The 24,192-nt window shown below is 66.6% G+C and carries 10 protein-coding genes and 4 pseudogenes; 10 read left to right on the top strand and 4 right to left on the bottom strand.

Annotated elements, in window-relative coordinates; translation table 11 throughout:
- Window positions 1-243 precede the first annotated feature (243 nt).
- Window positions 244-3,336: an FG-GAP-like repeat-containing protein gene (locus ACFC1X_RS39005; protein ID WP_376363919.1), complete on the bottom strand. Its 3,093-nt coding sequence runs from the start codon at window positions 3,334-3,336 to the stop codon at window positions 244-246.
- A gap of 385 nt (window positions 3,337-3,721) precedes the next feature.
- Between ACFC1X_RS39005 and ACFC1X_RS39000 the strand changes: the two genes are divergently transcribed.
- The gene (locus ACFC1X_RS39000) at window positions 3,722-9,973 is read left to right on the top strand and encodes an RHS repeat domain-containing protein (protein ID WP_376363916.1); all 6,252 of its coding nucleotides are present in this window, start codon (window positions 3,722-3,724) and stop codon (window positions 9,971-9,973) included.
- Between the two features lie 892 nt (window positions 9,974-10,865).
- Window positions 10,866-10,967, top strand: a pseudogene (locus ACFC1X_RS38995) (HNH endonuclease); the annotation flags it as partial.
- A 61-nt stretch (window positions 10,968-11,028) separates the two neighbouring features.
- On the opposite strand, the pseudogene ACFC1X_RS38990 reads toward ACFC1X_RS38995, so the two are convergent.
- Both ACFC1X_RS38990 and ACFC1X_RS38985 read right to left on the bottom strand, forming a co-directional pair.
- A pseudogene (locus tag ACFC1X_RS38990) lies at window positions 11,029-11,247 on the bottom strand (DUF2283 domain-containing protein); the annotation flags it as partial.
- A gap of 274 nt (window positions 11,248-11,521) precedes the next feature.
- Window positions 11,522-11,919: pseudogene (locus ACFC1X_RS38985) on the bottom strand (MarR family transcriptional regulator); the annotation flags it as partial.
- A 1,139-nt stretch (window positions 11,920-13,058) separates the two neighbouring features.
- Between ACFC1X_RS38985 and ACFC1X_RS38980 the strand changes: the two are divergent.
- Window positions 13,059-13,415 carry a hypothetical protein gene (locus tag ACFC1X_RS38980; RefSeq protein ID WP_376363914.1) on the top strand — a complete coding sequence of 119 codons (357 nt, stop codon included), beginning with the start codon at window positions 13,059-13,061 and terminating at the stop codon, window positions 13,413-13,415.
- Here ACFC1X_RS38980 and ACFC1X_RS38975 read toward each other — a convergent pair.
- Window positions 13,405-14,225 (bottom strand): IS5 family transposase gene (locus tag ACFC1X_RS38975; protein ID WP_376363912.1). Its coding sequence is split into 2 segments (ribosomal slippage): window positions 13,405-13,868 and window positions 13,868-14,225, totalling 822 coding nucleotides; the frame shifts between segments, so codons are not numbered across the junction. The genes ACFC1X_RS38980 and ACFC1X_RS38975 overlap by 11 nt on opposite strands.
- A gap of 130 nt (window positions 14,226-14,355) precedes the next feature.
- On the opposite strand from ACFC1X_RS38975, the pseudogene ACFC1X_RS38970 reads away from it, so the two are divergent.
- The 7 genes and pseudogenes from ACFC1X_RS38970 to ACFC1X_RS38940 form a co-directional block, all read left to right on the top strand.
- Window positions 14,356-14,595, top strand: a pseudogene (locus tag ACFC1X_RS38970) (transposase); the annotation flags it as partial.
- Window positions 14,596-15,685: 1,090 nt separating this feature from the next.
- The gene (locus ACFC1X_RS38965) at window positions 15,686-15,892 is read left to right on the top strand and encodes a hypothetical protein (protein WP_376363909.1); all 207 of its coding nucleotides are present in this window, start codon (window positions 15,686-15,688) and stop codon (window positions 15,890-15,892) included.
- Entirely contained in the window at window positions 15,889-16,566 is a 678-nt protein-coding gene (locus ACFC1X_RS38960) for a restriction endonuclease (RefSeq protein WP_376363906.1), read from the top strand. Before ACFC1X_RS38965 ends, ACFC1X_RS38960 begins: the two co-directional genes overlap by 4 nt.
- Window positions 16,563-17,321, top strand: coding sequence for a restriction endonuclease (locus tag ACFC1X_RS38955; protein WP_376363903.1), 759 nt, complete (start codon window positions 16,563-16,565; stop codon window positions 17,319-17,321). Before ACFC1X_RS38960 ends, ACFC1X_RS38955 begins: the two co-directional genes overlap by 4 nt.
- Before the next feature lie 399 nt (window positions 17,322-17,720).
- A complete protein-coding gene (locus ACFC1X_RS38950) occupies window positions 17,721-19,544 on the top strand; it encodes an ATP-dependent endonuclease (protein WP_376363900.1) in 1,824 nt (607 codons plus the stop codon).
- Between the two features lie 376 nt (window positions 19,545-19,920).
- Window positions 19,921-21,120 (top strand): exonuclease SbcCD subunit D, encoded by a 1,200-nt coding sequence (locus ACFC1X_RS38945; RefSeq protein WP_376363899.1) that lies wholly within the window; start codon window positions 19,921-19,923, stop codon window positions 21,118-21,120.
- Window positions 21,120-24,128: an AAA family ATPase gene (locus ACFC1X_RS38940; RefSeq protein ID WP_376363896.1), complete on the top strand. Its 3,009-nt coding sequence runs from the start codon at window positions 21,120-21,122 to the stop codon at window positions 24,126-24,128. The genes ACFC1X_RS38945 and ACFC1X_RS38940 overlap by 1 nt, the downstream gene beginning before the upstream one ends.
- Window positions 24,129-24,192 lie beyond the last annotated feature (64 nt).

Here is a 24,192-nt window from a genome sequence, read left to right as displayed (position 1 = left end):
CACCCCCCAAGACATGCGATCGACAGGGGGAGAAAGTCATGCCAACTCCGAAGGCCGGGCGCCCCATTGCGGGGCTACCAAGAAGGTAATGGGGGAGCGGAACCCCCACTGCGTGAGTCCGATGTATCGCCGAGAGCGCACCGGGGCAGGGTGTCCATGGTGTGCTACGTGCAGTGCGCGTGGCGGGTGTGAAGAGCCGGCCCCCCCGGCCTGCGGGGGCGGGGAGGCCGGGGTGAAATCCGGTCAGCTGATCATTTGGTAGTTGCCCCAGTCGCCGCTGAGGTCCACAAGGGGTCGGTCACCCTTGTTGACGCGGGGGACGAACCACAGGTGTCCGGTCTCGCGTGTGATCCACAAGTCGGGGTAGCCGTCGTGGTCCGCGTCTCCGGGGGATGTGACCAGGGGGGCGTTGGCGGTGGTGAATCCCCAGCCTGTCTTGATCTTCGTGACTTGGTCGGCCAGTCCGTCACCGTCGTCTCCGGTGCCGGTATGGATGTAGAGATCGCCTGTTTCGGTGTTGCGGGCGAGGAGGTCGACTCGTTCGTCGCCCGAGATGTCTCCCGGAGCGGCGAGAGTGTACGAGGACCAGCCATCGGGGCCGATCAGGATGGGTTCGCGGGTGGAGTCGAGGCGGTAGTCGAGAGTGCCGAAGTACAGCCAGAGCAGGTCCCCCTGCCGGACCAGCAGGTCGGGGTAGCCGGGGATGTCGTCGGTGCCGTCGCTGTCGACGTCGAGGGGGCCGTCGACGTCGCCGATGGCGAGGATCTCATCGGCTCCTTGCCAGTGGTTGTTGGACGGATCGTAGACAGTGAGTTCACGCTGATCGTAGTTGGCGTCGGTGCAATCGGTGCAATTTGACCCGTAGCCGGTATTGGGGTGCATCCAAAGGCGGTCTGTGTTGCTGGTGCTGTCGTGTTTGAGGGAGACGAGATCCTCGTAGCCGTCACCGGTCCAGTCGCCCCGGTGAGTGATCTTGGCGCCACTCCAGGAGGTGTCAGAGGCCAGAGTGGATGTCTTGGTTAGGGTCCCGTCGCCCGCCCCGAAGAAGCGGTTGAGAGTGCCGTCACCTGCGATTCCATACATGTCCGGGTTGCCGTCACCGTTGATGTCACCGGGCTTGTCTGCCTCGGCGGGGCCAGTGGCGTAGAAGAGGTAGGCGGCGCGGTCGGAAGCGTTACCGCCCCGGTCGATGCTGCGGGCGTACAGGACGTGCGAGCCTGCTGACGGTGGTTCCATGTTCACGTCCTTCGACCCGCCGACGGCTGCGGGAGTCCCTGTGCGCACGGTGGGATCCCAGTCCGTCCAGTACTCGTATTTGGCGACGTCGGTGATGCCGCCGTTTCCGAGGGTGAAAGTGCCTTCTGTTCGGACGGGGCTGGTGTTCTCCGGCCAGCCGTCGGAGCCGTCGGGGAACTGGGTGGAGGAGACGGATGGTGGTTTGCTGGGCCGAGTGCCGTCGAAGTGAAAGTGGCATTGCGCGGTGAAGGCGCTGTTGCCGGTGCCGTCTTCGGCTCTGGCCCACCAGGTGAAGGTGCCGACTCCGGTGACGCCGGCGTCGTTGAGCAGTGTGGCCAGTTTGGTTTTCGAGACGATGAGTCTCCCGACGGTTCCGGATGCGGCGGACACGGTGGTGTTGACTTCGTTGGCCGCCCCCCCATGGCCGGTGGGCCACAGCACGAAGCGCGCCCTGACGGTGCCGCCGTCGGCGTCGCGGAACGTGCCGCCAAGGGTGATGTCTGTGTTGCCGACCACGGTGTACGGGGCGGTGGTGCCGCACTTGGAGCCGGTGCCTGGCGAGGTGTAGAGGCCGGTGGGGACGTTGGGCACGGTGTTGTATTCAGTCGACAAGACAGCGGACTTGGCGTCGAACTTCTTCCAGCCGAACACGTCGCTTTCACTGGCTGCCTGGAGGAGCAGCGCCAGGGTGTGCCAGTGGCTGGCGGCCGCGTCCTTGGCCGCTGCCGTGGTATCGAAGGCGAGGTTGCCCGCGGGGCAGCCTGATCCCCAGCCCTTCGCGTCGGTCACGGACGAGAGGTGCTCGTCCTTGCCGGGCTGGTTGTTCCAGGTGGTTGAGGAGCTGAATACCCCAGTGCGGTAGAGGTCCACTTTACGTTTGGTGCAGGACCAAGACCAGGTGTTCTTGATGCGGAACGTGGACTTGGTGATGACCTTGTTGGTATTCCAGAGGTTTGTCGTGCTCATCCGGAAGTACGACCGGGTGACACCGTTGGTCTCGTTCTCGTATCCGGCGCGGGCGGTGGTGGTCCCCTTGCTGCCGTCGGAGTTGATCCAGCCCGCACCGTTGTAGAAGGAGTTGTTCGGGTGCTTCTTGTTCACAATGGTCCAGGAGTACCTGGAGCCGCTGATTGAGGGGTCGATGTAGACGGGGTACTGGGTGTTGTCGCCGGTCAGCAGGTCTCGGTCGGGGGTGAGGCTGATGGTCTCCCCGTCGGTGTCAAGCTGGACGGGGGACTGCTGGCTGCCGGTGGGCGGGGCGAAGGCGTCGTCGGTCGGCTCCTCATCTGCGACCTGGGAGGTGCCTGCAGGGTTCTGCTGCTTCGCGGCTCTCTGAGGGGTGTCGTTGGTGGTGCTGTCCCACATGCGGGGCGCGGGTCCGGTGAATACTTCCTGGCCTGCTGGGTTGAGTGCTGTGAGGTTGTCGTGGGCGTCCTTTTCGAGCTGGACGCCGTCGCTGGTGACTCCGAAGTTGAGCTGCTGGAGTTCGGGGTTGGCGGCGGCTTCCGCGTTCTTGACGATCAGGGCCTGGCCGAAGCCGGTTGGTGTGGCGTGGAGTTTGAGGTCGACGCCGGGAAGGACTTCGGGGTAGGTGGCGGTCTCGCCGGCGATCTGTGGGGGAGGGAGGGTGCCTGGCCAGGAGAAGGCGAGGCTCCGTCCGTCGCGGACGACCGTCGCCAGGGGCCCGGTACCGCCGCCGGAGAAGGTGACGCCGGTCTCGGTGGCTTTGGTGGCGTATCCCTGCGCCGTGGCATGCAGCGTGGGGTCGACATCGACGAGGTCGTTCCCTTTGCGGACCCACTGGGGCAGCGCATAGCGCTCCTCGGTGAAGGTGCCCGACGGGTTGGCGAAGACCTGCGAATTCTCTGAACGCTGCCCCAGAATCTCGACCGGCTCTCCCGCTTCCCTGGCCTCGGCGAGCGCCTGACGGCTCTGCGCATCGAGCGGGGGTGCGGGCTTTTGCGTCTGTGGCTTTGCGGTGGTGGCGGCGCTGGCGGCTTGTGGCGCCAGCTCGACTTGTGTCAGTGCCATCGCGGCGAGCGCGATGGCCGCGGGTCCGGCCCGGAGCATCCGTCTCTTGGCGCGGTGAGCCCATGTCATGGTGCGGTTTCCCCTCCCTAGTGGCAATGCAACTACGCACCGTAGAGAGCAGGGCTTTCGCAAAACAAGCCTTCACTACATACATCCCGTATGTCGCAATAGTCATGCGCTGAATGACCGCACAATCCCATTAGTGGCATTCGTCAAAACGGTGGGTAGACGCATGAACTGCCGAAAGGTTGCCCTCGCGGCCGGTAAAGAAGCTCTCTTTTCTTTCCGGGAGTTCTCAGATGAGGTGCAGCGAATTGCCCATGGTCCTCTGCCGTCGCCCGGTCATGGAGTGTTAAGTTCCTTCGGATCTACGTTCGGATCTTGTTCCTGACGACTTCCCAGGGGGGGAACCTTGTCTGGTGTGCGGGCGAACTCTGCCCAAAAGCCGCGCGCGTTGAGACACCGCAGACGTCTGCTGCGCGGTGTCGCGGTGACCGTGGTCGGCTATCTGGCGATCAGCATGCTCACCGAGCCGGTGGCAGCCGCCGCGGACCTCGCGCTGCGCGAGCTGAGCAAGCCCGACCCCGTGCCCACGGCCCCGGTCGAGGCACACAAGCTCAACCGCCCGGACCAGACGGCGCAGAACGCCTGGAAGGGCGCACCCAAGGTCACGTGGCCGAAGCCGGGCAGCTCCACGGTTTCCCTCCCCGGCGCGGGCCTGGCCAAGACCGGCGACCCGTCGGTGCGGGTGGGCAAGAGCGCACGCACCAGCCAGACCGGCAAGGCCGCCACGCTCGCGCAAGCGCAGGTGCAGGTACTCGACCAGGATGCGGCCAAAGCCGTCGGTGTGGACGGCGTTGTGCTCGCCGTCCGTTCCGCAGACGGGTCGGCCGGCCCGGTCGATGTGCAGGTGGACTACTCCGGCTTCCGTCACGCCTACGGCGGGGACTGGGCCTCCCGGCTGACCCTCAGGCAGCTGCCGGCCTGTGCCTTGAGTACGCCGGACAAGGCCGCGTGCACCAAGAGCACTAGCCTGCCCACCCGCAACGACACCAATAAGGCCACTGTGGCCGCTGCGGTGAACCTGCCCGCGGCGGCCGGGAAGACTGCCGGCTCCAATCCCGTGTCGAAGGCTCCCTCCGCCCGTTCGGGCAGCGGCCTCACAGCTTCTGAGGGAACGGTCCTGCTGGCCGTGGCGGCTGCAGCGTCGGGCGCCTCCGGCGACTTCAAGGCGACCCCCCTCTCGCCCTCCGCCGCGTGGACGGCCGGCGGCTCCAGTGGCGGCTTCACCTGGAGCTACGACCTCGATACCCCAGCGGTAGCCGCGGGCCAGGGGCCGGGCCTGAGCCTTGCCTACAGCTCTCAGGCCATCGACGGACGTACCGCCGCTACCAACAACCAGGCCAACTGGGTCGGTGACGGATGGTCCCTCGACGTCGGATCCATCGAGCGCCGCTACGTCTCCTGCTCCGAGGACACCACCAACAGCAACGGCACCGACAAGAGCGGCGACCAGTGCTGGAAGAAGGACAACGCTGTCCTTACCCTGGGCGGGCAGTCCAACGTCCTCATCAAGGACGACGACACCGGAAAATGGCACCTCGAGGACGATGACGGCACCAAGGTCGAGAAACTCACCGACACTGCCCGCGCCAACGGTGACAACGACGGCGAATACTGGCGAGTGACCCTTCCGGACGGCACCCAGTACTACTTCGGCTACAACCGCCTGCCCGGCTGGTCCTCCGGCAAGACCGAAACCAACTCGACCTGGACTGTCCCTGTCTTCGGCAACCAGAGCGGCGAGCCCTGCCACGCCAGCGCCTACAAGGACTCCTGGTGCCAGCAGGCCTGGCGATGGAATCTGGACTACGTCGTCACCCCGCACGGCGACGCCAGCGCCTACTACTGGAAGGCCGAGGAAAACTACTACGGCCTCAACGTCAACCCCAGCACCGGCGCCTCCACCGCCACCGCCTACGACCGCGGGGGCTACCTCGACCACATCGATTACGGCCTGCGCGATAACAACACCCTCTACACCCAGAAAGCGGCGGGCAAGGTCGACTTCACCGTCGACGAGCGCTGCCTGAGCGACTGCGGCACCTTCGATTCCGCACACGCCAAGAACTGGCCCGACGTCCCCTTCGACCGCTACTGCGCCTCGGGCAAGGAGTGCAAGGACCGCTACTCGCCGTCCTTCTGGACCCGCCAGCGTCTCACGCAGGTCGACACCAGCATCCTGACCGGCGGCGCCTACAAGCCGGTCGACACCTGGAAGCTCACCCACCAGTTCCCCGCCACCGGCGACGGCACCGACCGCGCCCTGTGGCTGGCCTCCCTCACCCGCACCGGGCACACCGGTACCGGCGACATCCAGATGCCGACCGTGACCTTCAAGGGCCAGCAGCTGCCCAACCGCGTGGAAGGAGCCACCACCGGCGGCGCCCCCGACCCGGTCCCGCCGATGACCCGCTACCGCGTCTACGCCATCAACACCGAGACCGGCTCCACCATCGGCGCCACCTACTCACCGGCCGACTGCAAGGCCGGCGACGTCCCCTCACCCGCCAGCAACAAGCGCCGCTGCTACCCGGTCATCTGGTCCCCGCCGGACGCCCCGGCCGCCGACTACGAGCCCTACCTGGACTGGTTCCACACCTACGTCGTCACCCAGATCCTGGAGAGCGACAACACCGGCGGCGCCCCGGCCAAGGAGACCGACTACAGCTACCTGGACGGCATGGCCTGGGGCAAGGACGAGGACGAGTTCACCAAGTCCGCCCACCGCACCTACGGCGACCGCAAAGGATACGGCCGCGTCCAGGTCCGCACCGGAGCCCCCGCCCAGGGCAAGCAATCCTTGGAAGAGCACCGCTACTTCCGCGGCATCAGCGGAGCCAAGGTCGCCGACCATGAAGGCACCGACGTCACCGACCACCCGGCCTTCGCCGGCATGCCACGCGAAGACGCAGTCTTCAGCGGCGACGGCGGCACCCTGCAGCAGACCACCAGCTACACCCCCTGGCGCTCGACGGCCACGGCCACACAGGCCCGTACCGGGCTGAGCGCGCTGCAGGCCTACGCCACCGGCACCGCCCAGGACAAGTCCCGCACTGCCGTAGGAACCGGCTGGCGCGCCTCCCAGACCGTGCGGACCTTCGACCGCTACGGCCAGGTCCTCACCGAGTCCGACCTCGGCGACCTCGCCAAGAGCGGCGACGAGGAATGCACCACCACCACCTATGCCGCCTCCTCCACCGGCATCCTTGACCTGCCCAAGCAGGTCAAGAACGTCACCGTCGCCTGTGACAAGACCCCCACCCTGCCCAAGGACCTGATCTCCGACGCCCGCTACTACTACGACGGCGCCACCAGCCTCGACACCGCCGCCACCAAGGGCGACGTCACCCGCCTGGACGAGCAGGATGCCAAGGGCACCGGCAGCCTCACCACCGCCCGGCACACCTACGACCAGCACGGCCGGGAACTGACCGACACCAACGCCGCCAACCTCACCAGCACCACCGCCTACAGCCCGGCCACCCTCGAGGCCCCCACCTCCAAGACGGAGACCAACACCCTCAAGCACGCGGTCACCACCACCTACGACCCCACCCGCAGCGCCGTCACAGCCGTCACCGACGCCAACGGCAAGCGCACCGACGCTGTCCTCGACGGCCTCGGACGCACCCTCAAGGTATGGCGGCCCGGATGGGCCAAGGCCGACCACGCCGACCAGCCCAGCACCGAGTACACGTACACCGTCTCCCAGACCGCCCCCAACGCGGTGGCGACCAAGACACTGCAGCACGACGGTACCTACACCACCAGCTTCCAGATCTACGACGGGCTGCTGCGCGAACGCGAAACCCAGGCCCCCGCCGTCGGCACCGCCGACCGGCTCATCACCGAGACCCGCTACGACACCCGCGGCCTGGCCTCCAAGACCTACAGCGCCTACTACGCCGACGGCGCCCCCTCCACCACCCTCGTCACTGCCATCGACAGCGCGGTACCGGCCATGGTGGAGAACCTCTACGACGGCCAGGGTCGCGTCACCGATGCCATCGCCCGCCACAACGGCGATGAGGCCTACCGCACCAAGACGCTCTACGGCGGAGACCGCACCACCGTCATCCCGCCCTCCGGCGGCACCGCCACCACCACCATTACCGACGTCCAGGGCCGCACCACCGAACTGCTCCAGTACACCAACGCCGACCGCACCCAGCACCAGAGCACGCGCTACACCTACGGCAAGTACGACGAGCCCGACACCGTCACCGACCCGGCCGGCAACACCTGGACCTACACCTTCGACGCCCGCGGCCAGAAAACCGACGCCGACGACCCCGACAAGGGCAAGACCCACACCACCTACGACACCCTCGGCCGCGCAACGACGGTCACCGACGCCCGCGGCATCACCCTCACCAGCGGCTACGACGACCTCGGCCGCCAGCGCACCCTGAAAAAGGGCAGCACGCTGCTGGCCGAGTGGACCTACGACACCGTCGCCAAGGGCCAGCTGACCAGCAGCACCCGATACATCGACGGCAAGGCCTACACCACAGCCACCACCGCCTACAACGACGCCTACCAGCCCACCGCCAGCACCGTCACCATCCCCACCGATGCCGGTGCCCTCGCGGGCAGCTACACGTGGACCTTCGGCTACAACGCCTACACGGGTGCCCAGGAATGGATCAAGCACCCGGCCGTCGGCAACCTTCCTAGTGAACGCCAGACCACGATTTACGGTGACCAGGATCTGCCCCTGAAGACCACCGCGGGAGCGGTCTCCCTCGTCAACGCCACCCAGTACGACGTCTTCTCACGCGTCAACCGTCTCGAATTCGGCACGCTCGGCAAGAAGCTTTACCTCAGCCGCGACTACGACGAGTTCACCGGGCGCCTCACCCGGCAGACCTCCGACCGCGACCTGGCCCCGAAGAGGATCGATGACACCACCTACACCTACGACGACGCCGGCAACGTCACTGGCCTGACCACCGCCAGCGGCCAGGACGCCCAGAAGACCACCGACAGCCAGTGCTTCACCAACGACGCCCTCCAGCGCCTGACCGAAGCCTGGACCACCACTACCGACTGCTCGGCCAAGCCCGGCAGCTCCACCGTCGGCGGCCCTGACCCGTACTGGCAGACCTTCACCTACGACACAGTCGGCAACCGCACCAAACTGGTCGACCACAGCACCAACCCCACGACCACCACGGACGCCACCACCAGCTACACGCACAACACACCGGGCAGTAGCGTCCCCCATGCACCACAGACCACGACCACCAGCGGCGGCCCGGACAACGGGCAGACAAGTGCTTTCACCTACGACGACGCCGGCAACACCAAAACGCGCACGATCGGCTCCCACACCCAGAACCTCACCTGGGACGACGAAGGCCACCTCGCCACCGTCACCGAAGCCGACAAGACCACCAGCTACCACTACGACGCCGACGGCAACCGCATGATCGCCCGCGACGCCGACGGCACCCAGACCCTCACCCTCCCCGGCAACAACGAACTCAAGATCACCCCCGCCGGGACTAAAGAAGGAGTGCGCTACTACACCCACGGCGACGAAACCATCGCCGTACGCACCAGCACCGGCTTCTCCTTCCTGATCAACGACCACCAAGGCACCGCCATGACCGCGGTCGCCATGACCACCCTCGCCGTCACCCGCCGCCGCCAACTCCCCTTCGGCCAGCTCCGCTCGGAACAGAGCGAAACCATGCCTGGCACCCGCGGCTTCGTCAGCGGCACCGAAGACCCCACCGGCCTCACCCACCTCGGCGCCCGCGAATACGACCCGACCCTTGGCACCTTCATCTCCGTCGACCCCCTCATCGACATCGACGACCCCCTGCAGATGAACGCCTACGCCTACGCCAACAGCCGTCCCATCACTGCATCCGACCCAGACGGCAAGATGATCTACGACGACTTCACCGGCCTCGGCTACGGCAACACGAAGTCCATGAGGCACGCCTACGAAAAATGGGGGTATCGCGACAGCAGCGGCCGCACAACCCAGAAATACAGAAACAAACTCGCCTCACTCAACAAGAGCTACAGCACCTACTACAAGTCAAGTTATTACAAGAGGCTTATGAGGGAGGCGGCGCGAGCCGAGGCTGCTGCGCAGGCGGCTGCTCGCAAGAAGGCTGCGGAGGCTGCGAGGCGCAAGCAAGAAGGCATCCGAGGATCCATAATGAGATGGGCCCTGGATCACATGAGCGACGATCAGAAGATAGCTGCCTACACGCTGAAGCAGGGTGGAGAATTCCTGTGGAAGCATGGATACGTTTCCTTTACTGGCTGCTTGATGGTGTGCGCCAACGTCGGCTTCCAAAATGGAACCACTAACTTCGGTATCACTGGAGGAATGACGTTCGGTGGAAGTAAGGGGATCGTCAATGGGTCAGCCGGAAGATTCTTGGGTATGTCCGTGGGAATAAACTCGGCTACACCGGATGACCAGGCATTCCAGCTGGCCAATGTAACGGTGGCAGACGGATTCGTTGGAGGAAATGCGGCTGTCGGCAGACGCAAGTCGGGTGGCAACTACTACCAGGCCGGTTGGGCGGGAGGTATGGGGTACGCCCTGCAAGGCCCTGTCACGTTGGGCGGCACCTGGTCGCCAAGCGGCGGTCTGTCCTGGATTCCTTACAGCGACTGAACTGGATGAGGATTCCGAAGGACCGTTTCTGGGGTTCGAGTTGCGCGTTCGGTTCGAATGGGGAACGTTGCGGTGTCGGATGAGCTTTGGGATTCTCGGAGCCGTTGCTGCCGCAGCGTGAACGCAGGTTCTGGTATCTCGGACGCGATCCGCTCTCTGACCAGAGTGCGATGTGCGGGACCTTGTAAGTGCTGTACAGCCGGGGCCCAGTGGGAGTACCTCCCGCTGGATCCCGGCTTCGGCTCAAGCATGACGTGCTGGCGGCGGCTGCAGTACTGGACCGAGGCGCCGTGTGGCAGAGGCAGTACAAGGTCCTGCTAGCGGAGCTCAACGCCGCCTCGCGGCTGGGCTGGTCCCGCTGCATAGGCGACTCCTTAGGGGAGGGATACACGCAGGCTCCGCGCAGGTATACCGGGGCCTGCCGCTCGAAACACCACCTGATCAGCGACTGGCTCGCCGCCCTGTTGACTGGCGGCAATCGAGCGTTCCTCAGACTCGCCTGCTGTCTCATCACCCACCGCCAACTGGGCGCATTTGTCAGCCGCTGTCAGTTGCTCATGACCAGTAGGCGCAGGTAATCTGATCATGGCGCATCATCAGGTTCGCAAGGAAGCCCAGGAGTGCAGTGACTCTAATATATATGACCCTAATCGCTATACCATTTGTCCTGTTCGGTTTGGCGCTCGTGAAAAATTTCCGAGGCACGGCAGACTTTTTTAACACCGGCAGGCGTCGTGATGTCGGTACGCTGGCTAAAATTGTGGGTTGCGGCTTCATTGTGATTCCTCTTTATCCTGTGCTTTGGGAAGCGTTTTCCCTGTTCTAGATTGTTACTCGAAAGGGGCGACTATTGAGGTCGGCTGGACGTGTGATGGTTCGTTTCACGCGCTGACAGCGTCGTGGGGCCAGCGCCAACGACCTGGGCGCGGACGCCAGCCTGGTCGCGATCACGGCCCGCTCGAACCGGTCCAAGTCTCGCCAGGAGCCCGCCCAGTGAGCTTTTTCCAACCTGCGGCAGAGCGTGGCGGGTGGCGTGATCGCCTTGCTCGACTGCTTCACGTGGCGTCAGCGTCCAGCAGCTCCGCGGACTTGAGCAGGTAATCAGGCAGTTTTGACCTGGCGGCCAACACCTCGACGCCAATGAGGCGGCCGTGCTCGAAGTCGAGGTTGATCATGCCGTCGACGTCCACCGGATCGCAGGGGTACGTGTGCGCAGACCTTACGCGGGCCTGGGGTTCGGTGAAGTACACGTACGCTGCGTCCACGGACTTGTAGTAGGTGACTCTGACTTCTGTCGCAGTGAGCCCTTTCCAACCCGGTTGAGGTGTTGAGCAGTTGGGCTGACAACGTGGTCATGGTGAGTGGCGCCACCGAGGCCGTGGCCATGCGCGCCCTGCCTTGGCACGAGGCGTCCATCCAGCTGTGAGCGGTCTGGCACCACGTCGATCTGCGGCCGGTCGTCGCCCGTTCCGTGAGACCGTGCTGTTGCACGAACGGGAGACGGGCGCGGTGGTGCCGGCCGCAGGCCTCGCCCCCCGGGGTGTGAGATCAGCCGGGGAGCTCACACCCCGGGAATCGGAGTGGCGAGACGTCGAGTGGCGACGCCTCCAACGAGGCCACGGCCGTGACCAGGGTGGTGAGCCTCGCATCCCGTGCCGCCAGACCGACCGCCTCGCGCAGGGTGCCTTTCTACGCCGGCGGGGTCTGGCCGAGCAGGAGCCGCCCGGCCTCAGTGACATTGGGGTAGGTCCCGCGAGGCACAGGTAGCGGGAGAAGAGTTCGCGGTCCTCGAGCCGGACGACCAGCCGGGTGGTGGCACTCTGGCTGAGGGTGGCCGCGTTGGCCACCTGCTTCATCTGCAGACGGCCGTTGTCTCCGTCGTGCTGTCGGCTCAGGCCGTCCAGTACCGCGTACTCGCGGGCGCTGAGTCCATGGCGCGTGTGGAGATCTCCCAAAGGCACCCCTGGATTTCGATCACCCTGACGGCCCCCGCCCAGAGCAGCGGCCCGTCGGGAATTCGCGGTAACGCCTTGCCACTTAACGCCGCTCGAGGGCGACGCTCCGTATAACATGGAGAGAGGGTCGGGTTGATAGGGGGGAACCTGATGGCACCGTTCGAGACGCAGCATGTCCTGATCCAAGGCGGGCAAGCAGGCGGCCCGTCTCTACCAGCAGGCACTCGGAGGAACGCCTCATTCCTGGCTAATGCGCTCACCGACCCGGAGGCCGCGGGCGTTGACCCGAAGAGGTGCCACACACTCTTCCCACAGACCCGGACGGACGTCCTGCACAGGCTCGCGGAGAGCGCGGCGTCGGAAGACGGACTGCTGGTCTACTGGACAGGGCACTGCCGGTTAGAACGGGACGGATCATTGCACCTGGTCGTGGCAACGCAGCCCGACCACGAGACTACTGAATGGCTGTCTGCCCGCGACCTTGTTGAGATGATGACTGGATCCCGCAGCCGGGACCGGTTGCTCATTCTTGACACTTGTCTGGCACCGCACACTCTGGACGGAGTCTCTCAGGACCTTTTACGACGAGAGATCGACCGGCTCAGCCGATCAGGCATCGCCGTCCTGTCATCGATCGGTGCATCGCCCCTAGCCTTCGCCGCCAACGGTCACACCCCCTCCGTCTTCACGCTGCAACTGGCTACGCTCCTCCACACGCCGCCGGAAACATCGGCGCAACAGATGGACCTGCGGGAGCTGCATCGGCTACTCACCACTGCCATGCGAAGTAGCGGGTACCTCCGCCCGACCCTGCGCAATGCCCAGGGCTTCAACCGGCCTGTCATGACCGTCAGCGCCAAGAGGCGGCAACAGCGGCGCAGCGAAAATCTGCCGGTCAGATGGCGCGCTCACACAATGGACCACCGCCCAGTGCGGCGCTATGCGTTGGCCGTCGCAGGTGCCAAGCTGGCCGCTGCTCCGGCACATACTGTGGCATATGAGCCTGCCGATGACGCTGCCGCGGTGCACCAGGCCCTACTGGGCAGCTACTGCGGGTTCACACATGACACCGCTTCGCTGCTTAGACGTCGTTTCTTATGGCTGTCAGAGCGGCATGAGAGCCTCCTGGCATGAGCTACGACCTTGCTGTCTGGGAAGGCGAGAGACCAGCGGATGACAAGACCGCCGGCCGGGTCTTTGACGACCTGTACGACCGCTACATCGACAGCGACGTGGAAGAGCCTCCGTCTGAGCGCATCGCGGCCTACGTGGCTGCGTTGCTTGAGCGGTGGTGCGACCTCGCTGAGGACGAGGAGGACACCTCGCCCTGGTCAACCGGGCCATTGATCGGCGAGGCCAGCGGTCCGCTGATCTACTTTCCCATGCGCTGGAGCATGGCCGAGGAGGCGTCGGCCTACGCGGCAGCCGTGTCGGAGTCCATGGGGTTGGTATGTTTCGACGTGCAGCAGAACCGGCTCAGGCCGTGAGGAGAGCCGCCAGTCGGCGGTAGCTGATGAGGGCTGCGGCTATGCCGACGAAGGCGAAGAAGTGTTCGGCCTTGCGTTCATACCGCCGATGGAGGCGTCGGCAGCCCGCCAGCCAGGACACGGTTCTCTCGACCACCCAGCGATGCCGGCCCAGTCGCTGCGAAGACTCGACACCCTTGCGGGCGATGCGAGGACGGATGCCCCGCTCGCGCAACCATCGGCGCAGGTGGTCGTAGTCGTAGCCCTTGTCGGCGTGTAGCTTGGCCGGCCGTCGGCGCCGGGGGCCGCGGCGAGAGCGGATGGGTGGGATGCCCCGCACGAGGGGCTCCAGGCCCTGACTGTCGTGCATGTTCGCGCCGGAGATGCCCAGGGACAGCGGCAGTCCCTTCCGGTCGCAGATCAGGTGGATCTTCGATCCCAGTTTGCCGCGGTCGGTCGGATTCGGTCCGGTCAGCGGCCCCCTTTTGCGGCCCGCAAGCTTACGGAGTCGATCGCGCATCGCGACCAGTCCAGCTCGCCTCGTGCTCCGAGTTCGTCGAGGATCGCGCGGTAGAGACGGGCCCAGACCCGGTCCCGGGTCCACTGGGCGAACCGGCGATAGACCGTGGGCCAGGCCGGGCCGAACACCGGCGGCAGCTGCCGCCACGTGCAACCCGACGTCGCCACGAAGATGATCGCGGCGAGCGCCTCCCGATCACCCGCTCGACGTCGGCCGCCGCCCTGCGGACGTATCACTTCAGTCGGCGGCACCACCCGCCGGAACACCACCCACAACTCGTCCGGCACCAGACGCTCAACCAGATCCGTCATGCACGGTTCAATGAACGATCACGCCATAAGAAACGACGTCTAAAAGAGCGTTTTGTCCCGGAAAAGTTGATTAGTGGCGTTTCGCGAGCCGATCCGGTGTGGGACCTTTGGGGCAGACGCGCCTGATGGCGGCGGCTACCGCGGCACCGGCCTGGTCAGCCCGCATAGCCGCGAGAAAGGGCAGAGGGATCTCCCGGCATGGAAGGAAGAACACAACGCCTCCCACCGCAAGGTCCGTGCCCGCGTCGAGCACGTCTTCGTCCGCATGAAGGGGTGGAAGATCCTCCGCGACTGCCGGCTGAAAGGCGACGGCGTCCATCACGCCATGCTCGGGATCGCCCGCCTGCACAACCTCGCTCTGGCCGGCTGACGGTCACTATGACCGAGAACCGCGGTCCCGCAGAGCGCTGACGCCGCTGCCATCGGCGAAATGCTGAGAAGCATGGGCCTGGCGGCGCGCATCACGAAGCCCCCGGGTAGCTGCCGCTTCGATCCGATGCGCTTCGGGACTGAGTGGTATGCGCCGTCGCTCCCGACGTACAAGCACGGTCATGGCCACGGCCAGGATTGACGCCACGACCGCCAGCGTCGCAACCAGGTAACCCATCGTCCCCCACAATCGCCTCAGGCGGTCGTCGTGATCGAAGGACCCGGCTTCGCTCGCCGAAGACTACCTGGCAACGGTACCCACCTGGTTGCTCGACGTGAAAGGTATGTTCCGGCATCAAGAATCGGCTGAACTTTGCCGCCTTCCGGCAACGCCTAGTCTCCCAGTCTCACTTCGCATCGCACCCGATGAGATGTCGGACGGGACAGCCTTTGGGATGTCATCGAAGGAATAACCAACTCACGGCCATTGATGGCAAGACGCCAGCACGCAGCGCCTCCTTCGAAATCTCGATTGAGCTCTGAACCCGGCCTAGCTCGTATCGGAAGAATGGCCTCTGCGCAGCTTCGGTCCCGAGGCGAAGGAGGGGCGCGCATGTTGAGGACCGCCACCCAGGCAAGGGAGCTCGAGCGAACTTCCCGCTGGCCCCATCAAGCGAGGTATCGGTGCCCTGGTGCACTCATGGAGAGGTGACGCTGGTGCTGCCGCGGCCAGGGGGCGGCTCCGGCGCACAATAGGGCCAGGGTGGCGCCCCGCCGTATCTCGCCGTTTCCGGTGTGGGTACCGGCTGACTTCAGAAGGGGCTGTTCATGCAGGTGAAAGCTTCTGCGACGTACATGCGGCAAGAGGGACCTCGGCTCGGTCCGATGCCGATCTCACGGAGCCGAGCTCGCATACAGCGAGGTCAGCACACGGAAGGCTGTCGGCTGCTTTCCAGCCTCTCCCTTTGGGTGGCCGTGGCTGGATGGAGTCGTGCCTGGTCAGGCGAGCGCGGGGTGCTGTCAGTGCCCGCTGTTACACCAATTCCTGGGACGGGACGCACCCGGCGTCCCGCGCCGATGGGAGGGGAAGCATGGCAAAGGTAGCGGACGGATTCCACCAGGTGCGCGCGCACATCCGCCGTAACCCGAAGCCCAAGAGCGCCAGGCGGATGAGCGGATGGATGATCGCCGGCCTGTTCGCGGGGGCCTGGCTGTGGGGGCAGGTATTCGGCTTCGGGACCGCGGCCCCCGCTCCGGCCGACCCGAACCCGGCAGTCAGCACACCGGCGGGCCGATGAGCCGAGGATGGCGCCTGCGGCGGCCTCGCGGTCCGCTCGAAGTGGCATCAGCCGCCGTCGTGGCACTGGCCGTGCTGGTGATGGCCGCCCGAACGGTCACCGTGACGGCCGGTGCGCTGTTCGATGCCTGGCCGGTACTGCTGGCATTCGTCACGGCGGGGGGAGTCGCGGCCCTGTGGAGGGTCAGGAGGTCTGTCGGAGGGCGACGGCGGAATGGCGCGCGCCTGGCTGCCTTGCGGGTCACGCTCGCCGAGTTCGACAGCATGGACGACCGGCGTTTCGAAGGCGTGCTGAGGGACCTGCTTGTCCGAGACGGCTGGACGGCCCGAAGGGTAGGAGGCGGTGGAGACCAGGCCGCCGATGTCATCGGCGACCACACTGTCCTGGGGCGGATCGTCGTGCAGGCCAAGCACACCCGCGTCGGAGGGAAAGTCGGATCCGCGGTGATGTACGGAGTGAAAGGGACGGCCGGTCCCGCCCACCGGGCCGACCACGCGGTGGTCGTGACCAACGGGTTCCTTACCCGCGATGCCATGACGTGGGGAAACCGGCACACCGTCCACTGGGTCGACCGGGAGACGCTGCAGCGCTGGGCCGAGAGCGGGGCCGCGCTGCACGAGCTCCTCAAACTGCCCGCCCGCTCGCGCAGCAGCTGGTTCAAACGGGCCGCATGACCGATCCGACTCGGTTCACGGCGGCGAGAAATGGGGGAGTGGTGTTCGACGAAGACGGATCCTTGGACCCCACACTGAAGTTCCTGCTGTCCGCCGTCCTTGTGCTGGCTGTCGGCAAGATGATCTGGGAGTGGCTCACCGAAGACGTCAGCCGGTGGATCACAGACGATGTGTGGGGCCTGATCACCGGCCACCCCTGGTGGACGGGACTCGCCGTTGCCGGCGGCCTTGCTGCGCTCATCGCGCTCGGCGCGATCTTGTCATTCCGGTCTGGTGCATCCGTGTATGCGGGCTACGACGAAGCTTGCGCCGCGCAGTCCGACGACGTGGGCGAGCCGGAAGGGCTGACCTTCCGGATGCGGGAGCTCGCGGCGATGAGCGCGACAGGCTTCGAGCAGGCGTGCGCCGAGCTCCTTAAGCGTGATGGGTTTCTGCGCACCGTGCGGGTCGGCGGCGCCGGCGACCTCGGTGTCGACGTCAGCGCACGTGACGGCGAGGGCCGTCTCCTGATCCTGCAGTGCAAGCAGTACCAGAACCCGGTCGGCTCCGGACACGTGCAGAAGTTCAACGGAACAGCCCGGCCGCATCACGGTGCTGACATCCCCGTCATGGTTGCGCTCAACGGCTTCACCCAGCCTGCCATCGACTTCGCGCAGCACCATCGGCTTATCCTCGTGGGCCGGTCAGAGCTGAAGAAGTGGGCCCACGGCCAGCACTTGTACGACGTCGTCGGACTCCAGAACGCCGCGCTGTAAGGGGCAGAAGCCCGGCTGACCAGGGGGACCAGCGCACCGGGGCCTTCATCGGACGACTGGAAGGGGGAAGTGGCCACATCCTGTCTTGCCGGGCTCCGCTCAAGCCTGCAGGGATCGCGGCGGCCGTCCCGCCCGCCGCCCGACTCCAGCGATCGGCTCCGCCATCCGTCCGTCCGGAGCCGAGGCGTAAGCCTGCACGGCAGGAACGAGGTACTGGATTTGCGCGTCAGCGGCGTACGAGCGGCGAGTCGGTACAAGTGGTGGAAAACGTGCGGTTGTTGTGAGGGATACCTCTAGTATGACCCTCTGCGCTGGTGTCTCAAGCGCCTCGCCTTCCCGTCCAACACCGCACGTCACCCCTTACCGGCCGGGGAAGGGGAGATTCGGAGCACGCCGACTGTGTACCTCACCCGCTTTTCCGCACGCGGCTTCCGCTCCCTGGCCCGCATCGAGGACATCCCGGTCAGCAGTCCGACGATCCTGGCCGGCCACAACGACGGCGGGAAGAGCGCCGTACTGACGGCGCTGGCCTTCCTGCTGGGCGACCACCGGCTCACAGACGAGGACCGCACCTACGAGCAGGCGGAAGGATCGGCAGGCGGCCGCCGCTGCTCCAGCACCTCGGCCGAAGGGGACTTCCGCCTAGACGTCGCGGAACAGGCCGCCACCGGCCTGCCGCAGACGGTCCGGATCCGCCGTATCTCCGAAGAGGGGCAGCCGCCCCAGTGGCAGTACTTCGGTTCCCGGCCGGCCGACAGCCGGCTCCACGACATGAGCCGCCTGCTGAAGGGCCAGCTTGCCGAGCTGGCAGCCGAGTTCTCCGTCTCCCCGGACGGCCCCCGCAGAGACGACCTGCTGCAGGCCCTCACCGCCTACGCGGCCACGGCGCCGCAGGCGGAGCAGTGGCAGCCGCTGCCCAAGGAACTCCAGGAGCGTCTGCCGCGTCTGCTGCCGTTCGGAGGCAAGGACGAAAGGCCCGACGACGCGGTGCGGACCGCGCTGAGCAGCTGTTACGAAACCTACCTGGAGGACGAAACGCTCCAGGGCCGGGTCCGGGAGATCGAAACGGAGATCACTCAGCGCCTGGAGAAGGAAGCCGACTCACTGTGCCAGCACATCCGCCAGCACTGCCAGGAGTTCGTGGGCGTGCAGGTCAGGCCCGAGGTCTCCTTCAAGGGAGGCTTCAAGCGCGCCCCTCTGGAAGTCTCCAAGGCCGACGGCGAGCCGGTGGACCTCACCCGCTCCGGGCAGGGCAGCAACCGCCGGATCGCGCTCGCGGTGTGGGAGTGGACCAGCAACCTCCTCGAGAACAGCGAACTCGCCACGGAGCAGGGGAGCGATGCGGAGCCGACCCAGACCATCGTCGTCTACGACGAACCCGACACCCACCTGGACTACCGCCACCAGCGCACCGTCATGGACATCATCCGCAAACAGTGCGCCCTGCCCCACGTCAGCGTCGTCGTCGCCACCCACTCGATGAACCTCATCGACGGAGTCGACATCGCCGACGTCGTCCACCTGCGCCTCAGCGAGAGCGGCCGCACCCTCGTCGAACGCCTCACGGACCAGTCCCACGAAGGGATCGACTTCCACCTCGGACAGATCGCCTCCGCCGTGGGCCTGCGCAACTCCGTCCTGCTGCACGAACGGTGCTTCCTCGCCGTCGAGGGCCCCACGGAACAGCAGTGCCTGCCCCTGCTGTTCCGCCTCTCCCAGGGCCTGCCCCTCCAGGCGGCGGGCATCGCCCTGTGGGCCTGCGGCAACAACGAAGGCGCCCTCCACCTGGCCGGGTACCTCGTCAAGAACCGCCGCACCGTCATGCTGATGGTCGACGCCGACAGCCGCACCAACAAGCACTTCAGGACGGAAAGACTGATCAAGGCCGGACTCGACCTCGACACCCAGGTCACCTGGATCGGCGAGGCAGAGGGGTTCAACGAACTCGAGGAACTCTTCACCGACGCCCAGTGGGCCACAGCCGCCAACACCCACTGGACCCGCCCCGAAGGCGTCCAGTGGACGGCCGAGGACTTCACCGCACACCGCGGCGGCAAATTCAGCGCCCACGTCCTGACCATGATCAAGGAGAAGGCCGAGCACACCAGCCCCGACGGCAAGGACGACATGCTCTTCGGCCTGGTCACCACCCTCAAAACCGGCGAAGACGTCCCCTCGCAGCTGACTAAGGCCTTCAGCGACCTCCGGGGCCTGGCTTCCTGACCGGCCTCACGGCGCGCCGCTGCAGCATCCGCTCCTTGCGCAGCTGCAGTGTCGGCGCTGTCCAGGTATGCCAGCCCACCCCCACGACGTGCTGCCGGCCGTGCCCGCGCGCCTCAATCCCACACCAGCGGCACCCGCTTGGCGCAGCGGTGGATCCCGTACCGGTAGAACGCGATAACGACATCACATCCTCCTTCCCCCCACCGCATATCTTGCCGCCTGCCACTGACAATCGCCCGGTGGCACAGCAGCCCGCAAGCCCGCGGCACGGCACGCGAAGAAACCGTTCCTCACGCGCACCGCACACCCACTCTGGAACACCGTTTATCAGGAAAACCACCCACAGCACTCCCCACAGTAGTTACCGTCTGTGCTCATGCGGTTTCTGCACACTTCGGACTGGCACCTGGGCCGCCGGTTCCACACAAAAGACCTGATTCCCGCCCAAGAAGCTTTCCTCGACCATCTGGTCGACACAGCCCGGAGCGAGAACGTCGATGCCATCCTCGTGGCCGGCGACCTCTACGACCGCGCCATCCCCAGTCTGGACGCCGTGCGCCTGTTCAACCGCGCCCTGCACCAGCTCGCTGACCTCGATGTACCGATCATCATGATCAGCGGCAACCATGACTCGGCCCACCGCCTCGGCGTCGGATCCGGCCTTTTCGCCCGCGCAGGGATCCACCTGCGCACCGATCCCGCTACCTGCGACGTGCCGGTCGTTCTCCACGACGCCGACGGCCCGGTCGCCGTGTACGGCATCCCCTACCTTGAGCCGTCGATGGTCCGCACCCAACTGGAGGCAGAAGCGACCTCCCACCACGCGGTGCTGACCGCAGCCCTGGACAGGATCCACAGCGACCTCACCAACCACCAGCCGGCCGGAACCCGCTCGGTGGTCATTGCCCACGCCTTCGTTACCCCCAGCAGCAGCCCGAGCGAAGACCAGCAGGTGACGGAGTCCGACAGCGAACGCGACCTCAGCGTCGGCGGTGTCGCCCACGTCGGCGCGGACGTCTTCGACGGCATCGACTACGTCGCCCTCGGCCATCTCCACGGCCCCCAGAAGGTCACCGACCGAGTCCACTACAGTGGCTCCCCGCTGCCTTACTCCTTCTCCGAGGCCACCCACACCAAGTCCTTCACCCTGGTCGACGTCACCTCCTCCGGCACCGCTCCCGCCGTCAGGCGCCTGACCTGTCCGACCCCTCACCGCCTGGAACGCGTCGAAGGCATCCTCGAGGAGCTCCTCACCAGCCCCGTCCACGAACACCTGAAGGACGCCTGGCTCGAGGTCACCCTCACCGATACAGCCCTGCCCTTCGAGGCCATGGCCCGGCTGCGCCGCCGCTTCCCCGACACACTCAGCCTCAAGCACGAGCGGGCTTTCATCCCTGCCCAGGCCACCGACACCCCGACGTACACCGAACGCCTCCGCGGCCGCAGCGAAATCGACATCGCCTGCGACTTCATCGCCGACCTCCGCGGCACCGCCCCCACCCCCGACGAACACGCCCTGCTCCAGCAAGCCGTCGACGCCGCCCGCGTGAACGAACTGCAGAAGGAAACCGTCTGATGCGCCTGCACCACCTCACCCTGCAGGCATTCGGCCCCTTCGCCGCCACCCACACCGTCGACTTCGACGCCCTGACAGCCGACGGCCTGTTCCTCCTGCACGGCGACACCGGCGCCGGGAAAAGCACCCTGTTCACCGCCATCTGCTTCGCCCTGTACGGCGAACCCCCGGTCGACCGCGACCTGATGCTGCGTAGCCACCACGCCCCGGCTGACCTGCTCACCCAGGTCACCCTGGACGTCACCATCGCCGGCCAGCGGCTGCTCATCGACCGCGTCCCCCAGCAGATGCGCCCCAAGAAGAACGGCACGGGTGACACCGTCCAGAAGGCCGAGACCCGGCTCAGCCGGTTCACGACCGACGCCCTGGGCCAGGGTCACTGGGAGGCCTCCAGCAAGTCCCACCAAGAGGCCGGCAAGGAGATCAAGGACCTGCTCGGCATGAGCCGCACCCAGTTCTGCCAGGTCGTCCTCCTGCCCCAGAACGAGTTCACCAAGTTCCTCTACGCCGACGCCGGCAAGCGCCGCGAACTCCTCGGCAAGCTCTTCCACACCGACCGGTACGCCTTCATCGAACGCTGGCTGAACGACCACAGCCGCACCACCCAGAAGAACCGCGACGCCGCCCGCGACGAGGTACTGCACCTGGCAGCCCGCATCCACCAGGCCGCCGGCCCGGACCTGAAATCGCAGTACGACGCCCCCACCCCCGACGCCGCGCACGCCCTGACCGACCCCGCCCTGGCCTGGGCCCAGGACCTCATCCAGGCCAGCCAGGCCGACGCTGCCACCGCCCACGCCGAAGCCGAGAAGGCAAAGAAGAACCAGCTCACCCACCAGAACCTCGAAGCCGCCACCCGCGAACTGCACGGGCGGCAGACCACCCACGCCACCGCCCGCACGCAGCTGAACCGGCTGGACGAGCAGGCCTCCCACCAAGAAGCCCTCGGCCGGCGCCGGGAACAAGCCCGACGCGCCCAGCAGCTGGCACCGCTGCTGCACACGGTCAGTGCCGCCCGCACCGACCACACCCGAGCCCAGGACAGCGAAAGCGCCGCCCGCACCCGGCTGCTCCCCGAACACGCCACGCTCCAGGCCGCCGACCTTGCCACGGCCGGGCAGCGCACGCGCGACGACATCGCCGTGCTGAATACCCTGCTTCCCGAGGAAGCCACCCTCAGCCAGCTCACCACCGACCTCAAACGCATCGACACCGAGCGGCAGGACTTCACCGTCCAGCAGCGCACCGCCCACGACTGGCTTGAGCAAGAGACCACCCGGCGCACCACCCTGCAGGCCCGCCGGGAAGCCGCCCGCGAGGCCGAGGAAGAAAGCCGCCGCCACCAGGCCCAGCTGGAGAACCTCAACGGCCGCGTGGCCGCCGCTGAACGCCGCGACGCCCACCTCGCACAGATCACCACCACCGAGCAGCGCCTGGCCGCCGCTCAGAAGGAATCCGAACAGGCAGCCCAGGATCACATCGGCATCCGCCGCCGACGCACCGAGGGCATGGCCGCCGAACTCGCTGCCGGCCTCACCGACGGCGCACCATGCCCGGTCTGCGGCTCCTGCTCCCACCCGGCTCCTGCCCAAGCTCCCGACGGGCATCCCACCCGCGAGGACGAACAAGCCGCCGAGGAAGCCGACCAGCGCGCCCAGCAACAGCTCGACAAGATCGCGGCCGAACTGCAGCAACTTCGCGAGAACGCCGCCGGCGCCACCGGCGAAGCCGGCGACACCCCCCTGGCCAGCCTCAAGACCGAACACAAGGCACTCGCCGCGCAACTGGCCGAGGCCCTCGAACGTGCCACCGACCGCGGAACCGTCGAGGAGGAACTCCTCGCGCTGGACCGCGAACACATCAGCATGACCGAGCAGGACAGCGTCGCCACCGCCGGCCTGTCCGCCCGCAACGCCAGCTACGACACCCTGTCCCAGCGGCAAGCAGAGCTCACCGAGAAACTCGATGCCGCCCGCGGCACCGCCCCCACCCTGGCGGCCCGCATCGACGACCTCACCCGCGCCGCCGACCACCTCGAGCAGGCAGCCGAGGCATCCCGCACAGCCGCCGCCACCACCCAGGTCCTGCACACCCGTACCAGCGAAGCCACCAACGCCGCCACATCCCAAGGCTTCGACACCCTTGCTGCCGCCGAACAAGCCGTGCTCAGCGAGAAGGACCTACACGACCTCGAGGAAGAGATCAACCAATGGCGCGAGGCCCGCGCCTCCCACCAGACCGTCTTTAACGACCCCGTGCTGCAAGAAGCAGCGGCCCAGCCGGCCGCCGACATCGAAGCTGCGACAGCCCTGCGCACGGCCGCAGACGACCGGCACGCGCTGGTGGTCACCACCGCCAGCACCGCCCAGGCCCGCACCACCGACCTCACCGACCTCACCACCACCCTCGCCCAAGTCGTTGAACGCCTGGAAGCACTCGAGCAGGCCCACAGCACCGCCCGCCACCTCGCCGACCTGGCCACCGGCAACGCCTCCGGCACCCGGGTCCGCATGCAACTGGAGGCCTACGTCCTAGCCGCCCGCCTCGAACAAGTCGTCGCCGCAGCCAACACCCGCCTGAGCCTGATGTCCGAAGGCCGCTACACCCTGCGCCACTCCGACCACCAAGCCGCCCACGGCGCCCGCTCCGGCCTCGGCCTGGAAATCACCGACTCCTGGACCGGCCGCCCCCGCAAGACCGACACCCTCTCCGGCGGCGAATCCTTCTTCGCCTCCCTCTCCCTCGCCCTCGGCCTGGCCGACGTCGTCACCCACGAAGCCGGCGGCAACCCCCTGGACACCCTCTTCATCGACGAAGGCTTCGGCACCCTCGACGACGACACCCTCCACAACGTCCTCGACGTCCTGGACTCCCTGCGCGCCCACGACCGCACCGTCGGAGTCATCAGCCACATCCCCGAACTGCGCCGCCGCATCACCCAGCGACTGCACGTCCGAAAAGGCCCCACCGGCTCCACCCTTGCCCACCTGACCGAAGCAGCCGAATAACCTGCACCCCAGGAGAGCGGAGCCCCGCCCTCCTGAACACCCAGCCGACCCCACGGAGCCCCAC

The sequence above is a fragment of the Streptomyces sp. NPDC056128 genome (assembly GCF_042263835.1).
GTDB lineage: Bacteria > Actinomycetota > Actinomycetes > Streptomycetales > Streptomycetaceae > Streptomyces.
Note: the sequence above shows the minus strand (reverse complement) of the source record. Positions and strands in the feature narration are given on the sequence as shown.

Bases quoted from the DNA above. Each gene is read 5' to 3' on its own strand.
- ACFC1X_RS39005 (WP_376363919.1), bottom strand. From the start codon at position 3,336: ATGACATGGGCTCACCGCGCCAAGAGACGGATGCTCCGGGCCGGACCC.
- ACFC1X_RS38980 (WP_376363914.1), top strand. From the start codon at position 13,059: ATGAGCTACGACCTTGCTGTCTGGGAAGGCGAGAGACCAGCGGATGAC.
- ACFC1X_RS38965 (WP_376363909.1), top strand. From the start codon at position 15,686: ATGGCAAAGGTAGCGGACGGATTCCACCAGGTGCGCGCGCACATCCGC.
- ACFC1X_RS38960 (WP_376363906.1), top strand. From the start codon at position 15,889: ATGAGCCGAGGATGGCGCCTGCGGCGGCCTCGCGGTCCGCTCGAAGTG.
- ACFC1X_RS38955 (WP_376363903.1), top strand. From the start codon at position 16,563: ATGACCGATCCGACTCGGTTCACGGCGGCGAGAAATGGGGGAGTGGTG.
- ACFC1X_RS38945 (WP_376363899.1), top strand. From the start codon at position 19,921: ATGCGGTTTCTGCACACTTCGGACTGGCACCTGGGCCGCCGGTTCCAC.
- ACFC1X_RS38940 (WP_376363896.1), top strand. From the start codon at position 21,120: ATGCGCCTGCACCACCTCACCCTGCAGGCATTCGGCCCCTTCGCCGCC.